The organism is Methanothermobacter tenebrarum, assembly GCF_023167465.1.
In the GTDB taxonomy this organism is placed as follows: domain Archaea; phylum Methanobacteriota; class Methanobacteria; order Methanobacteriales; family DSM-23052; genus Methanothermobacter_A; species Methanothermobacter_A tenebrarum.
On the sequence record NZ_AP025698.1, the window covers coordinates 539,817 to 555,522 of the forward strand.

Consider the following 15,706-nt stretch of genomic DNA (forward strand, 5'->3'; position numbering starts at 1 on the left):
AAGTCCTCCAAATTTTCCCTTTTTTTATCTTGAAAGTATATGGACAACAGCTGTTCCACCAGTACCCCCTATATTATGTGTCAATCCTATCTCCGCACCCTCTACTTGCCTTTTACCCGCTTCTCCCCTGAGTTGCCATACTATCTCCGCGGCTTGTGCTATTCCAGTTGCGCCAAGTGGATGACCCCTCGCTTTAAGCCCGCCAGATGGGTTAAATGGAATCTCACCATCACGACGTGTTAAACCCTCTTCGAATGCGAGTCCGCCTTCACCTTTTTTGACAAATCCAAGGTCTTCTATAGCGAGTATACCATTAATGCTGAAACAGTCATGGACCTCGATCACATCAACATCCTTTGGCTCTAGACCCGCTATTTTAAAGGCTTTTTTCGCCGCGTGTACAGTTGCGTCGATCCTTGTAATGTCTTTTCTGTCATGTAATGCTATTGTCCCTGAAGCGTGTGCCGAAGCCTTCACATAGACTGGTGTGTCAGTGTATTCCTTTGCCTTTTCAGCTGGACATAATATTATGGCGGATGCACCGTCAGATATGGGGGAACAATCAAGCAATCTCAGCGGACTTGCAACCATACTAGAACCTAGAACCTGTTCTACTGTGACCTCCATTGGAAAATGGGCTTTCGGATTCCTAGCAGCATTTTCATGATTTATAACTGATACCATTGCAAGTTGTTCTCTTGTTGTCCCATACTCGTACATGTGGCGACGGGCCATCATAGCATAAAGTGAAGGGAATGTAACCCCTTGTTGTGCTTCCCATTCCTGGTCGGATGCTGTTGCTATTGCAGGGGTTGGATCAACGACATCTGTCATCTTTTCAACTCCACCTACGAGTACCATATCATGGTAGCCGGAGGCTATGGCCATTATACCACTTCTGAGGGCGAGACCCCCTGATGCGCAGGCAGCCTCCACCCTAGTGGCTGGTATGGGTGTGAGTCCCGCGTGGTCTGCTATTAGGGAGGCTATGTGCTCTTGTTTGATGAATAGTCCTGCTGACATGTTCCCAATGTACATTGCCTCTAGGTCGGCTCCTCCAATCCCCGCGTCTTCAATAGCTTCTAATCCCGCCTTCGTGATAAGGTCCCTGAATGATATGTCCCATAATTCGCCGAATTTTGTCTGTGATACTCCGATAATCGCAACATCTCTCATACTCCATCACCTTAGGCCATTTTGAGTTTTTCTTTGAATTTTGCATATAATGCATAGTTGACGTACTTTTTTTCTTTGATCATTTCCCGGACTTTTGGTGCCAGTTCTCTTTTCTCTTCTATTCCATCTTCTACTCTGATTATGAAAGCGTCGCTTCCTGCGCCGGAACCATAGGATACTGCTAATATTAGGTCTCCCGGTTTTGCCATGTCTAGTGTTGCTGCGAGTCCAATGGGTGTTGCACCCGAATAGGTGTTACCTATCTTAGGGGTTAAAAGTCCTGGTTTTACCTGTTCTGTTTTGAAGCCTAACTTTTTAGCTGCTTTAAGGTAGAATTTACCATTGGGTTGATGGAATACAGCATAATCAAAATCAGATGCTTTAAGACCTTCTTTTTTCATTATGTTTTTTGCGGCGGAGATCACATGTTTGAAGTATGCGGGTTCTCCTGTGAATCTGCCACCGTGGCGTGGGTATGGCATGCCTTCTCTCCTATAAAAATCGGGTGTGTCAGTTGTGAAACTATAGGTAGCTTCTATATCTGCTATTAGGTTTTTTTCTCCTATGATGTATGCTGCGCCTCCTGCTGATGCAGTATATTCTAGGGCGTCACCTGGCGCTCCCTGGGCGGTGTCGGCTCCTATTGCAAGACCATAATCTATTATCCCAGCGTCCACCAAACCCAAACATGCTTGCATCCCAGCTGTACCCGCCTTGCATGCGAATTCAAGGTCGGCTGCTGTTAGTTGTGGTGTTGCCCCGATGGCTTCGGCCACTATTGTTGCGGTTGGCTTAACAGCATATGGGTGCGATTCCGAGCCCACATATATTGCTTCTATCCTATCCGGGCTTATTTGACCCCTTTTCAGAGCATGCCTTGCAGCTTCCACGGATATTGTCGCAGTATCCTCATCAGGGGCTGGTACAGATTTTTCCTCGACTATCAAGCCCCTCATGATAGTCTGGGGGTCGTCTCCCCAGACCTTTGCTATTTCTTCAATTTTTATCCGATATAATGGGATGTAAACCCCATATCCAACGATCCCAGCCATGAACATCACAACCTCTTCTTCATAGATAAAAAAATTCTCCCATCCAAAAATTTGAGATATCAAGATTTTATTTTAACATTCCCTTATAAGCTTATAAACTTTTTTTCTCCCAAGTTTTCAGGGTAATAGCAAGAAGAAAAAATTTTAATCATTGTAGAAAACGAGTACATGCGGTTGCCGGGATTTGAACCCGGGTCGCGGGCTTGGAAGGCCCGAGTCCTAACCAGACTAGACTACAACCGCAATGCGGCGTCCGGGATTTGAACCCGGGTCGCTGGCGTGGCAGGCCAGTGTCTTAACCAGGCTGGACTAACGCCGCATAATTTCACTGTAGACTATTATCAAATATAATATATAAAATTTTTGATCAGAATCAATATTATCCTAGAAGGTAGTTCATAATGTCGATTCGAGGACTGGATCAGAGATTCTGGGAAGTGGACATGCTCCGGGGAATTGCAGTTTTAATGATGATAACATTCCACTTGTTATTCGACTTGAACTATCTAGGGATTGTATCATTTAACATCCAAGGAGGGCCTTTATGGTTTTTTGGGAGGTTAACAGCCTTCATTTTCATATTCCTTGTTGGGGCATCCCTTAAGCTCAGTTATATGCGGACAGTCCTAATAGGATACCATGGAAGATTACTTTTCAAGTATGTTAGAAGAGGATTGAGGATACTATTATATGCTTTTGTTATCACAATTGTAACCTGGCTGCTGATTGGTAGTGGATATATCATATTCGGGGTTTTACATTTTATAGGGGTTGCCATAATACTCGGATATCCCCTCTTACGCTATGAAAGGTTAAACCTTTTAGTTGGCCTCTTATTCATAGTCATTGGCATTTTTCTATTAAATCAAAGGTTTGATGTTGGTTACCTGTTCTGGCTTGGTATAATCCCAAGAGATTTCTATAGCCTCGACTATTTCCCAATCCTACCCTGGATGGGAGTGGTATCACTTGGAATATACGCTGCTGGGAAACTATACAGAGACTATAAAAGAAGATTCCCTATAAAGGATCTTTCAAGGAGTAGAATCATAAAATCTCTAGTATTACTTGGGAGACATTCTCTATTCATATATTTCATCCATCAGCCCATTATCCTAGGCTTTCTCCTCCTAGTATATTAGCCGCCATTTTTGACCTTGTCAAATCCAAAGACCTTTGCCTCAAATGGGGCCTTTGAAGATTCTATCACCCTTTTTAGGAACATTCCAGTGTATGTTCCAGATTCAGCAACCTCTTCGGGCGTCCCCTCCGCAACTATCCTACCACCCTCTTCACCACCCTCGGGGCCGAGATCTATTATATGATCCGCCATCTTAATAACATCGAGGTTATGTTCTATGACCACCACAGTATTCCCGGCATCTACAAGACGGTTTAACACGTCTAGAAGCTTTTTTATATCATCGAAGTGTAAGCCTGTTGTGGGCTCATCCAGGATATAGAGTGTCTTGCCAGTGCTTCTCTTGCTTAGTTCCCTTGCAAGTTTAACCCTCTGGGCTTCACCACCAGATAATGTTGTTGCAGGTTGCCCCAATTTTATATAACCTAGGCCAACATCATACAATGTTTGGAGTTTATTCTTGACTGATGGTATGTTATGGAAGAAATCTAATGCTTCCTCCACGGTCATTTCAAGTATCTCGGCAATATTCTTGCCCTTGTATCTGATTTGTAACGTTTCTTCATTGTATCTTTTACCTTTACACACTTCACATGGGATGTAAACATCTGCTAGGAAATGCATTTCTATTTTTATGATACCATCACCGTTACAGGCCTCGCATCTACCACCCTTAACGTTGAAACTGAACCTGCCCGGCTTGTATCCCCTTTTTTTCGCCTCGGGTGTCTGGGCGAAGAGTTCTCTTATATGTGTGAATACTCCAGTATATGTTGCGGGATTAGAACGGGGTGTGCGTCCAATAGGGGACTGGTCTATTATAACAACCTTGTCTAGGTAATGTACACCCTCTATGTCCTTGTGTTTACCAGGGTTCATGTGCTTGTTGTTCAGTCTCTGATAGAGGCCCTTGTAGAGGATCTCATTTACTAGGGTGCTCTTACCAGAACCTGAAACCCCCGTAACACATGTGAATACCCCTAATGGTATTTTAACGTCGATATTTTTCAAATTGTTTTCACTAGCCCCCTTTATGGTGATGTATTTGCTTTTAGGTCTCCTTTTCGGGGGTGTTGGTATTGTTTTTCGGCCTGATAGGTATGCTCCTGTCAGAGAATCCTTGTTTTCTATTATATCCCCTGGCGTTCCTGTTGCTACTATCCGCCCTCCATGTTCACCCGCCCCAGGACCGATATCAACGATATAATCAGCGGATAGTATGGTTTCAGGGTCGTGTTCAACTACTATTAGGGTGTTCCCGAGGTCTCTGAGTTTTTTGAGGGTGTTGATTAATCTAATGTTGTCCCTTTGGTGGAGGCCTATGGTCGGCTCATCCAGGATGTAGAGCACTCCCACGAGCCTTGAACCTATCTGTGTGGCAAGTCTGATCCTCTGGGCCTCCCCACCTGCGAGGGTCCCCGATGACCTGCTTAATGTCAAATATTCTAATCCCACATCTACTAGGAACTTTAAACGTTCTTTTATCTCCCTTAGAACGTCCTTGGCAATCTGTTCTTCCCTGGGTGTTAGTTTAAGTTTTTTGAAAAATTCCAAGGCGTCTTTAATTGACATTTCAGTTATTTCGTGGATTGATTTCCCATTGATGGTTACTGCAAGACTCTCTGGGCGGAGTCTGCTACCACCACATGCAGGGCAGGGTCTGTTGCCCATGAATCCTCCAATGTATCTTCTCATGTAATTGGATCTGGTCTCTAGGTATATTCTCTCCAGGCGGGGGATAACACCTTCAAATCTTCTATTGACGCGATATTTCCTATTCTTTCTCTTGAATACGAATTGTATCCTATCATCGGATCCGTATAATATAATGTTCTGATATTCTGGGTTGAGGTCTTTGAATGGTGTGTCCATGCTGAAGCCATAATCTTTGGCCACCGCCTCGAGCATCTGATAATAATAGTTTTCCTTTTTGAGGGATTTGCTCCATGGTATGATGGCTCCCTGGTTTAATGAAAGTTCTGGTTTTGGGACTACAAGGTCAGGGTCTATCTCGAGTTTGCTTCCGAGGCCGTTACATTCTGGGCAGGCTCTATGTGGACTGTTGAATGAAAACATCCTAGGACTGATCTCTTCGAAGTTTACCCCACAGTCTGTGCATGCGAAGTGTTCGCTGAAAACCTTTTCCTCGGCCCTGTCAGGGTATAGGATCGTGAGGGTGCCTTCACCCAATTCCAGGCTTGTTTCAATGGAATCTGCTAGTCTTTTTCTGAAGTTTGTATTTGAGCGTATTATTAGCCTGTCCACCACAACCTCTATTGTATGCTTACGGTTCTTTTCAAGGTCTAAGTCTTCCTCCAGGCTGTGTATTTCACCGTCTACTCGGATCCTCCCATAACCGTCCTTTTTGAGTTTTTCCAAGACTTTTTTATGTTCTCCTTTCCTGTCCTTTATGATTGGAGCTAGGATGTAGACTCTCGCACCCTCTTCTTCTAATATCCTGTTAACTATCTGGGTGGAGGTTTGTTGTGAAATCTTCTTCCCGCAGATGTAACAGTGTGGTTTACCTATACGTGCAAAAAGTAACCTAAGATAATCGTATATTTCTGTTATTGTCCCCACCGTGGATCTTGGGTTCATCTTGGTTGCTTTCTGGTCTATAGATATTGCAGGGGATAAGCCCTCAATGTAGTCCACGTCTGGCTTTTTCATCTGGCCCAGGAATTGCCTTGCATAAGCTGATAGAGATTCAACGTATCTTCGCTGCCCTTCTGCGTATATGGTGTCGAATGCGAGTGATGATTTCCCTGATCCGCTTATCCCTGTTATGACAATAAATTTGTCCCTTGGGAGTTTGAGGTTTATATTTTGGAGGTTATGCTCCCTGGCACCCTTAATCATGATACTATCTGCCATCTTTTACCCCTTCATATTATCTCCTTTAAGGGCCAGTATCTGGTCCCTTATTGCGGCTGCTTTTTCAAATTCTAGGTTTGATGCGGCCTCTTTCATCTCCTCTTCAAGGTCTCTTATTATAAGTTTCAGCTCATCCTCCGGAAGTTCCATAAGATCTTCCACCTTTATCTTCTCCTTCTTGGCTTTAAGGCTCCTCTTAGCACCCTTTGGGGTTATGCCATGTTTCTTGTTATATTCAAGTTGCATTTCCCTCCTCCTGTTGGTGGTTTCAACCGCGGCCCTTACCGAGTCTGTGAGTTTATCAGCATAGAGTATGACTTCGCCCCTGACATGGCGGGCTGCCCTGCCAATTGTTTGTATTAAAGATGTTTCAGATCTTAGGAAGCCTTCCTTGTCAGCGTCTAGGACAGCTACTAGGGAAACTTCCGGCAGGTCTAATCCTTCCCTTAATAGGTTGACTCCGATGAGGCAATGGAATTCTCCCATGCGGAGGTCGTTGATGATATCAACCCTTTCAAGAGTGTCTATCTCAGAGTGGAGGTATCTTACCTTGACACCCATTTTTGAATAGTAGTCTGTGAGGTCTTCAGCCATCCTCTTTGTAAGTGTGGTTACAAGGACGCGTTCACCTCTTTTAATGCGATGGTTTATCTCCTCGAGGAGGTTATCAACTTGTCCCTGGACTGGTCTTACTATAACCTTAGGGTCTACGAGTCCTGTGGGTCTTATTATCTGTTCAACAACCCTTTGACTCTTTGAAAGCTCATATGCCCCGGGGGTGGCTGAAACGTATATTACCTGGTTTATGCTCTCCTGGAATTCCTCGAATTTTAGTGGGCGGTTTTCCAGTGCTGAGGGTAATCTGAAACCATATTCAATGAGTGTTTCTTTACGTGATCTGTCACCCCTATACATTCCCCTTATTTGTGGTATTGTGACATGTGACTCGTCTATAACTGTTAGAAAATCATCTGGGAAATAATCGAGTAGTGTATAGGGTTTCTCACCCCAGTCACGCCCGCTAAGGTGTAGGGAATAATTCTCAATACCTGGACAATAGCCCATCTCCTCTAACATTTCAATGTCAAACCTCGTGCGCTGTTCGAGCCTCTGGGCTTCTAAAAGTTTTCCCCGGTCCCTCAGCTCCCCCAGCCTTTCTTTAAGTTCCTCTTCTATGGATTCTATAGCTTTTTCCATACGATCCTCTGATATTATGAAATGTTTGGCCGGGAATATGACTATCTTATCTAGGTTTTTTATCCTCTCACCCCTAGTGGGGTGTATGAATGATATTGAATCTATTTCATCTCCAAAGAATTCTATGCGTATTGGAGGCATTCCATGGACAGGGTTAACCTCCAATATATCCCCCCGGACCCTGAACTGTCCCCTGTCAAATTCTATATCATTCCTCTCATATTGCATGTGCACAAGCTCTGACAGGACCTCCTCCCTATCCATGTAGGCTCCAACCTGGAGAGAAAGTGCAGATTCCCCATAATCCCATGGAGCCCCTATACCATAAATGCAGGAGACACTGGAGACCACGATAACATCATCCCTCGTAAGGAGGGACTGCGTCGTGGAATGTCTCATCAAATCTATCTCCTCGTTTATTGAAGTCTCCTTGTCTATGTAGGTGTCTGTTTGGGGGATGTAAGCCTCTGGCTGATAATAATCATAATAGCTTACAAAATATTCCACAGCATTATCCGGGAAAAACTCCCTAAACTCCTCATATAATTGGGCGGCCAAGGTCTTATTATGGGAAATAACAAGGGTTGGCCTTTGAACCTCCTCTATAACATTTGCTATAGTGAATGTTTTACCAGAGCCCGTGACCCCAAGGAGCGTCTGTTCCCTTAAACCCTCATTTATCCCATCAACTAATGCCCTGATAGCCTTGGGCTGATCTCCCCCGGGCTTGAAATCTGATTCTAATCTGAATTTCATCATCAATCACTGACAAAAACCCGAAAATATACTAAAAAAAGTATATTCACAGTATCATATATAATACTATGGGGAGTTGGTTTTCAAATTCAGAGGGGATTATAATTGTCAGCGGCCGTTAAAAGGGTTGAGGATCTTCCAGATAAGATAGGAGTTTACATCCTAAAGGATACTAAAGGTAACATACTCTATATTGGGAAGTCAATATCCCTGAGGAAACGTGTTAGATCATATTTCCAGCCTACAGATAATCCAAAAATAAAAACAATGAGAAAACACATAGACCATATAGAGTATATCCTAACAGACACCGAAAAGGAGGCCCTGATACTCGAGAGCAACCTTATCAAAAAATATAAGCCACCATATAACATCCACCTTAAGGATGATAAAAGATACCCTTACCTTAAAATTACCAATGAAGAATATCCAAGGATAACAATAACGAGAAGAATAACATCTGACGGAGCCTACCTTGGACCATTCACCAACACATACGCCGCCAAGAAGATGATCAAATTCCTAAAATCCGTATTCAAGATCCGAGACTGTAAAAGAATGGACGGGCCATGCCTCAACAACCAGATAAACCTATGCCATAGCCCATGTACCGGTAATGTTTCAAAGGATGAATATATGCAGATGATCAGAAAAGTGGAACTCTTCTTCCAAGGACAATACAAGCACATCCTAGAGGAATTAGAAGATGAAATGGAAAATGCAGCATCAAACCTAGAATTCGAAAAAGCCGCGACAATAAGAGACCAGATAATATCACTAGAAGATTTCATGGGAAAAGAACACACCAAATTCACCCGGGGGATAGACAAAGATATTATAACTTGTAGATTCAATAATAAAGCCATCATCATGATACTACACATCACAGATGGGAAAATTATAGGCAAAGACGATTTTACCATGGATAATATCAGCGAAGAAAAACCTGAGAGGATATTGTCAGCCTTCATCCAACAATACTATTCAACACCACACCAAATACCAGAAGAAATAATCACAGAATATGATATAAACAAGAGAAGATTATTAGAAGAATGGTTATCCAACCTAAGAGGAGTTAAAGTTAAAATAAGAAAACCAAATGGGGGATCAGACCTAAAACTCTTAAAGGCTGCGGTTAAAAGCATCCAAGCACTTTCAAAGGAGAAAACAGAAACCCATAAGATCCTATCCGAACTGAAAAGACAACTTAAACTCCCAAACCACCCCAAGAGGATAGAAGGCTACGATATTTCAAATATTAGTGGGGAGGCCCCAGTAGGGTCCATGGTAACATTCATAGATGGAAAACCTGCAAAGGGCCTTTACAGACGATACAAAATACATGCAAGCGGACCCGATGATTATGCCATGATCCGCGAAATCATCAAAAAAAGATATTCAAAGGATGAGGCAAAAGCCGACCTTATAATAGTGGATGGTGGCCGAGGACAATTAAATTCAACCTTAAGAGTCCTTGAATCATTAAATGTTAAAATACCAATCATAGGGATCGCTAAAAAGGATGAAAAAATATACACACCCTATTCCGCGAATCCGATAAAACTACCCAAAGATTCGAAAATCCTACACCTCATACAACATGTCAGAGATGAAGCTCACAGGTTCGCCATCGAATACCATCGAAAACTCAGAAATAAAAAATTTAGAGCCTCTCAACTCGATAAAATAAAAGGGATAGGACCCAAGAGGAAGATAAGTCTGCTAAGGCACTTCAAGGGCGTGGAGGCTGTTAGAAGTGCTAGTATAGAAGAGCTAAGCCAAGTAGAGGGGATAAACAGGAAGCTGGCGGAGAAGATCCACAAACACTTCCACAAACCCCACTAGGGGGGAGATAATTGAAATCAATGATAGCAGTGAAAAAATGCACATCATATAATCCCCCAAAAGTTCAATGGGCCGTCAAAGAATGTATCAACAATATAAACGGATTTAAAGACCTAGAAAAAGGCGACCAAGTACTCCTCAAACCAAACCTCCTAATGAGCGCATCACCAGATAAGGGGATAACAACACATCCAACAATTGTAGAAGCCACAGCAAGGATACTAATCGAAAAAAACGTTGAAGTCATGATAGGGGACAGTCCAGGAAGCCCCTACACCAACCTAAAGAACCTATGGGAAAAAACTGGGATGAAAACCATAAGCAAAAAACTGGGAATCAAACTACTAAACTTTGAATCAACAGGATCATACATCAAAAAGTTCAAATCAGAAGAATATCCCATAGCAAAGCCCATACTCGAATGCGATTTCATCGTGAACCTCCCAAAGATAAAAACCCACAACCTAACAATATTAACATGCGCCATAAAAAACATGTACGGAGCCATCCCAGGAGCCAGAAAAACAGACTACCATAGAAGATACCCAAGCCCATCAGAATTCAGCGAAAGAATAGTTGACATATATGAACTCACACAACCAAACCTGACAATAGTAGATGGTATAATTGGAATGGAAGGCAACGGCCCCACCGGGGGCAATCCAAGAAAACTCGGAATCATACTAGCATCAGAAGATACAGTAGCATTAGATCTCTACATCCCCCAAATCCTTGGAATGGACCCCTATATGATCCCATCCAATAGGATCGCGATAGAAAGGGGTCTTGGCAAAGGATTAGCTAACATCCAAATTGTAGGAGACGAACCACCACTAATAGAAGATTTCAAATGGCCCTCCAATATTTATCACGCACTCGAATTTTTACCTTCAAGCCTGGCCAAGACACTTCTGAGGTTCTGGTGGTCGAGGCCAGCCATCGATGATAGGCATTGCAAAAATTGTGGAGTATGTGTAGAGGCATGCCCCACCGGCGCCCTTAAAAATGGCATCTCATCCCCAGTATTTAATTATGAAAAGTGTGTAAATTGCCTATGCTGCATGGAACTCTGCCCCCATCATGCATTTTACCATGAGAAAAGTTTCCTTTACAAGTTGACTTCACGCTTATCCAACAAAGGATAAAAAAATAGGGGGTTTGATCATATTGGAAGTGTTTTCAGATGAAATAAACATAAAAACTTCAAAGAGGATGGAGCTCGTGAACATAACCCAGAAGGTGAGAGATATTGTGAAATCTTCAAATATCAGCGACGGCATCGTGAATGTATTCACAAGACACACAACTTCAGCCATTTTCATAAACGAGAACGAATCAAGACTCCTCGGAGACTTTGAGAAGGTTATTGAGAGATTGATCCCTATGGGCGGATCATATGGGCATAATGCCATTGACAATAATGCAGATTCCCATTTAAGGGCGATGATAGTAGGTGGAAGTCAGAGCATACCACTCATCAGCGGTTCACTAGATCTTGGAACATGGCAGAGCATATTCTTTGTTGAATTTGATGGACCAAGAAGGCGCAGAGTCAGGGTCACGGTAATCGGCAGATAACCCCAAAGATCTTATCTGGCTGGGAAGGTTATCTCAAAGGCGACAACAGGATACTCTAATCTGAAGTTGGTTATAACCTCAGGGTGTAATTCCCCGAAAAATCCTGTTAACCCATTATCCTTTAATTTTGCGCATCTGCCTTTTATAAAAGATGGATGATCCAAGGCTTCTATTCGGAATTTGTATCCAAGATTTTCTATTATAGCCGCTACTGTGGATTTTATCTCCGTGAAATTGGCATTTGAATGTATTATAGCACCTGCAAGCTTCTTAACGAGGCGGGTGTTCGTCTCCTGGCTCCTGTCAAGGTATACTACCTCACCCACCTCAAATATCTTCTGCGGCATGTCCTCGTGCCTGTTAGCCTCAAGGAATTCTAACAAGCCATTAAGTAGGCTTTTTCGTATCATTGTCCTGTCAGTGGATATTGGCTGGGCCACCTGTACTCTTTCATCTTCTTCGAGTCTCATTTTCCTGTAATGACTTTCTTCATTGGTTAACATTAAACTCATTATCTCTTGGAAGCCAAGGCCTATCATAATCTCCCTTATAAGGTTGTCAATGACATGCCATGGATCCTCTTCTCCTATGGTCGGGATTGCCGGGATCTCAGGTTCAATATTATTGAAACAGTATTGTATCGCAACGTTTTCGATGATGTCGACTTCATGGAGTATATCAATTCTATAGGCTGGGATTTTAACCTCGATTTCATCATCAGATATGACTTCCGCGTCCATCCTAGCCTTCCCTAGGAGATCTACAATGGTTCTTGGTTCGAGTTTTATTCCTATTATCCTTGTAACATTTGAAACCTTCAATTTTTTTGTTTTGGCTGTTAGATCCGGTGTTTCGAGTTCTTTTTCTGGGCGGATTATCTTGAGGCTTTCTATTTTACCATTGGATTCTGCGAAGGACGTGCAGATTATATTCAATGTTTGCATGACAGCGCGCTCATCAGTCCCCGTGACGTCTATGAGGATATTCCTAGTCTCATCTGTGAGTTTTGTAAGTTCTCCGTTAATTATAGGCGGCATTGAAAGAACGTTCCCGTCCTTGTCAACGATGAGGGGATAACGATCAAATCTTTCCAAAAGGTGGGCGTATTCCACGCCTTTTGGATGTTCTCTGAGTATTTGTGCAGGTGTCATTTCATGGTCACAGTCAAGTGGGGTGAACCTTACCTCATCTGGTTTAACGGCCTTGTAAGTGAATGGAGCTTTCACCACATCAAGGTTATGTATGCCAATGGCCACTTTCTTCCGGTCTCTCCCTATAACCCAATGTAGATCCTCTTGGAACTCCATAACCTGCTTTAACTTTTTATCATTAAAATTAACATTTTTAACAACACCCATCCCAATATGGGGTCTTATCTCTGTCACGCTCTTGTCCACATAGACTCTCATCCCAGAGTTCTTAACCTTGTAGGATGCCAAGCCCTTCTCAAGGCCTATGAAACCTTTAAGGCTCCTTGCAACACCTTCCACTGAAAGCAGATCTGGCCTGTTAGGGAAAAATTCCACCTTTACACTTTTCTCATCAAATTCTTCAATGTCGCTACCCATCATAGGGAGAATCTTAATAAGCTTGTCCCTGCTTATATCCACTCCTAGTTCTTTCAAGTCCTCATATTCAACTGTTATAACTGGCATTATAGAACACCATGAAATTTCTATGAACCTAATATAGTAACATAAAATATAAAAATTACTCAACAGACCACCCATCCTTGGATCATAGTGGGAAAAATTTAGAATGTCTATCTCCTCCAGGGCTTGTAAAACCTGCCCTTTTAAAGGGGATACGATAAGGAAAAACATGTTAAGTTTACCTTCCGTTGCTACCGAATCCCCCTTTCGAAGATGAGAGGGAACTGGGAGCGTCTAGGGGGATGGTTGGAAACTTTTATAAAACAAGAAGCCCCCATACATAACCAGAGGGTACTTCACCGGATAACCGAATATTGGGGGGGTCCAAGAGACCCCCCAAACTGGCGGGGGGTTGAAATCTTATAACTCCGCCTAAATGCCGGGAAAACCCCCAGATTGCTTCATGTGGATGGTGAAAATTGATGAGAGTTATAAAGAGAAGAGGGAGACTGGAGCCATATAAGCCTTCAAAGATCAGAGCAGCTCTTGAAAAGGCCACCATTGATGCAGGTTATAGTCTTGAGGAGAAAAAGGAGATAATAGACAAGATATATGAGAGTGTAACCAAGAAATTGGAGGGTAAAGAGGAGATAAAGACAGATACTATAAGAATGTGTCTTCTCACGGAACTTGATAAATGTGAACCATACATTGCAAGGTCTTGGAGGAGATTTGAGAAGAAATACAAATCATAGACCCCCATTCAATGCTGTTTTCACGAATTCATGGTCTTGTACCATTTTTTCTTTGTAGCCTAATCTTCCCACCTTTTTACCATTCCTCTTCAACCTAGAAAGGATTCTGATATTACTCCAGAGTCAACGGTTTACCATTTGCAAGACTTTCCTGTAGACTTTTTTAAGTTCAGGGTTCTCCCCATTCTTTACCTTGATTATCAGTTTTTGCGTATCATAAGGTTAGTTCTCGGTCTTCTGTTTTTGCATTGTTCTTGGGGTGGGCGGTTGTAGAGCCACCTGCAAAGGTCGAGATCCTGGAGTAGTTTAGCTTCAATGGTTTTAGACGGGTAAAGACGAAACTTGTAGCCGAGCACTTCCTCGCTCCCTCCACACATAAATATAGTGATACTGGAGAGCATATCGCATGCAACCCATGTATCACTATAAATGTTTTTTTGGCTTTCATCCCCTGGGGGTTCCCGCCGAGAAAGTTAAAGTTATCAACGGGAAGGCCCCCTCGGGGGAGGAAAATATAAACTATAGGGGGGAATGTTACAAGTATACGGGGGCTGGGACAGTCCTCCAAGCTATGAGAAAACCCCCTCTACAGAGTATCAGGAGATCCTCATCATTGAAACAGGAAACCCCCCAAGAGGCTGTAGTTTACTCAGAACTGTTCGTAGGTTACTTTGAATCTGTTTTCATCCTCTTTTCCGATTTCCTTTATTATATGGAATAATATATTTTCTTCCTGTTTTGTCATGACGTTAAAGCCATAATATTTTGACCTATATGTAGTATTTTTCCTTTTGATCAGATTGGCATGTTTTTTTAGGCGTTCCATGACGAGCTTCCTTGATAATCTTTTAACCTTTTTTATCCGGGCTTCTATTATACTCTTAAATTTGGTGTTAATCTCATATCCTATTGAATTGCGGGCTGTGCACATTGCAGCTATCATAGTTGTCCCAGTACCCAAAAAGGGATCCAGGACGGTGTCTCCCTGGATCGAATACATGTTTATCAGCCTATATGCTAGTCTTAGAGGATATGCTCCAGTTTTCCTTTTTATATTCTCTAATCTTTGGGGTGTCCCCTTTAAATCAGTCCATATATCAGAGAACCATTCGTTTCTCTCTTCCCAGAAGTATGCGCTTTTCCTCCTTCTATCATGTTCTTCCTTTGTTTTGAATTGGCGGGGGCCATTCTTTCGGAATATTAATATGTATTCATGTTCGTGTGTGACATAAGCGTTTGGTGGTAGCATCCCGGAGCCCATGAACTTTGTCGGCTTGTTTGTCTCTTTCCTCCAGATAATAAATGGTAAAATATTGTAACCCTTCTCTTCGAAATATTTTATTATACGGGAATGGTTTGCGTAAACTTGGAAGGAATCTCCTATTTTCCGCGTGGCGTCTCCTATGTTGATGCAGACAATCCCACCAGGGCTTGTTACCCTATCTATTTCATCCCAGACTCTATCTAATTCTTCGTGCATGAGATTATATGCTCTCATACCATCCCCGTCTTCGAGGGCTTCGCCTATCCGAGGATTAAATGATGAGAATAGGCTATCCCACATTTCTATCATTGGATATGGTGGTGACGTAAGTATGAGGTTCACAGTCCCTGCGGGGATTTCATCCATATCCTTCGAATTTTTAAAAATTATCCTATGGGAGGTTTTCATCCCCTATTCTCCAAGGAATCCTATCATAGGATTGTTATGGAAACCTTTATATATAAAAAAGGATA

Annotated in this window: 12 protein-coding genes and 2 tRNA genes; 5 read left to right on the forward strand and 9 right to left on the reverse strand. The window is 42.6% G+C overall.

Features of this window, described 5'->3' with window-relative positions:
* Positions 1-24: 24 nt before the first annotated feature.
* The 4 genes from MTTB_RS03055 to MTTB_RS03070 all read right to left on the reverse strand — a co-directional run bounded on the left by MTTB_RS03055 (position 25) and on the right by MTTB_RS03070 (position 2,547).
* Complete coding sequence (locus MTTB_RS03055) at positions 25-1,176, reverse strand: acetyl-CoA acetyltransferase (RefSeq protein ID WP_248565046.1); 1,152 nt, start codon at positions 1,174-1,176, stop codon at positions 25-27.
* 11 nt (positions 1,177-1,187) lie between these two features.
* Positions 1,188-2,228, reverse strand: a complete 1,041-nt coding sequence (locus tag MTTB_RS03060; protein ID WP_248565047.1) for a hydroxymethylglutaryl-CoA synthase — start codon at positions 2,226-2,228, stop codon at positions 1,188-1,190.
* Between the two features lie 169 nt (positions 2,229-2,397).
* A tRNA-Gly gene (locus tag MTTB_RS03065) sits at positions 2,398-2,471 on the reverse strand.
* A 2-nt stretch (positions 2,472-2,473) separates the two neighbouring features.
* Positions 2,474-2,547: transfer RNA gene (locus MTTB_RS03070), tRNA-Gly, on the reverse strand.
* 82 nt (positions 2,548-2,629) lie between these two features.
* Between MTTB_RS03070 and MTTB_RS03075 the strand changes: the two genes are divergently transcribed.
* Complete coding sequence (locus MTTB_RS03075; RefSeq protein ID WP_248565048.1) at positions 2,630-3,370, forward strand: heparan-alpha-glucosaminide N-acetyltransferase; 741 nt, start codon at positions 2,630-2,632, stop codon at positions 3,368-3,370.
* On the opposite strand, the gene uvrA is transcribed toward MTTB_RS03075, so the two are convergent.
* Both uvrA and uvrB read right to left on the reverse strand, forming a co-directional pair.
* Complete coding sequence (uvrA, locus tag MTTB_RS03080) at positions 3,367-6,243, reverse strand: excinuclease ABC subunit UvrA (protein WP_248565049.1); 2,877 nt, start codon at positions 6,241-6,243, stop codon at positions 3,367-3,369. The two genes, MTTB_RS03075 and uvrA, sit on opposite strands and share 4 nt — an antisense overlap.
* A gap of 3 nt (positions 6,244-6,246) precedes the next feature.
* Complete coding sequence (uvrB, locus tag MTTB_RS03085; RefSeq protein ID WP_248565050.1) at positions 6,247-8,199, reverse strand: excinuclease ABC subunit UvrB; 1,953 nt, start codon at positions 8,197-8,199, stop codon at positions 6,247-6,249.
* A gap of 102 nt (positions 8,200-8,301) precedes the next feature.
* On the opposite strand from uvrB, the gene uvrC reads away from it, so the two are divergent.
* From uvrC to MTTB_RS03100, 3 genes are read left to right on the forward strand one after another with little or no spacing between them, the layout of a single operon-like run.
* Positions 8,302-10,044, forward strand: a complete 1,743-nt coding sequence (gene uvrC / locus MTTB_RS03090) for an excinuclease ABC subunit UvrC (protein ID WP_248565051.1) — start codon at positions 8,302-8,304, stop codon at positions 10,042-10,044.
* 20 nt (positions 10,045-10,064) lie between these two features.
* Positions 10,065-11,189 carry a DUF362 domain-containing protein gene (locus MTTB_RS03095; protein WP_248565257.1) on the forward strand — a complete coding sequence of 375 codons (1,125 nt, stop codon included), beginning with the start codon at positions 10,065-10,067 and terminating at the stop codon, positions 11,187-11,189.
* A 13-nt stretch (positions 11,190-11,202) separates the two neighbouring features.
* Complete coding sequence (locus MTTB_RS03100) at positions 11,203-11,622, forward strand: secondary thiamine-phosphate synthase enzyme YjbQ (protein WP_345894014.1); 420 nt, start codon at positions 11,203-11,205, stop codon at positions 11,620-11,622.
* Positions 11,623-11,633: 11 nt separating this feature from the next.
* On the opposite strand, the gene pheT is transcribed toward MTTB_RS03100, so the two are convergent.
* Positions 11,634-13,277 (reverse strand): phenylalanine--tRNA ligase subunit beta, encoded by a 1,644-nt coding sequence (gene pheT / locus MTTB_RS03105; protein WP_248565052.1) that lies wholly within the window; start codon positions 13,275-13,277, stop codon positions 11,634-11,636.
* Positions 13,278-13,696: 419 nt separating this feature from the next.
* Between pheT and MTTB_RS03110 the strand changes: the two genes are divergently transcribed.
* On the forward strand, positions 13,697-13,969 hold the full coding sequence (locus MTTB_RS03110) for an ATP cone domain-containing protein (protein ID WP_248565053.1): 273 nt from the start codon (positions 13,697-13,699) through the stop codon (positions 13,967-13,969).
* A gap of 200 nt (positions 13,970-14,169) precedes the next feature.
* Here the strand turns inward: MTTB_RS03110 and MTTB_RS08435 are convergent, their stop codons facing one another.
* Positions 14,170-14,370 (reverse strand): helix-turn-helix domain-containing protein, encoded by a 201-nt coding sequence (locus MTTB_RS08435; RefSeq protein ID WP_428343370.1) that lies wholly within the window; start codon positions 14,368-14,370, stop codon positions 14,170-14,172.
* A 248-nt stretch (positions 14,371-14,618) separates the two neighbouring features.
* Positions 14,619-15,641 carry a DNA-methyltransferase gene (locus tag MTTB_RS03115; protein WP_248565054.1) on the reverse strand — a complete coding sequence of 341 codons (1,023 nt, stop codon included), beginning with the start codon at positions 15,639-15,641 and terminating at the stop codon, positions 14,619-14,621.
* Positions 15,642-15,706 lie beyond the last annotated feature (65 nt).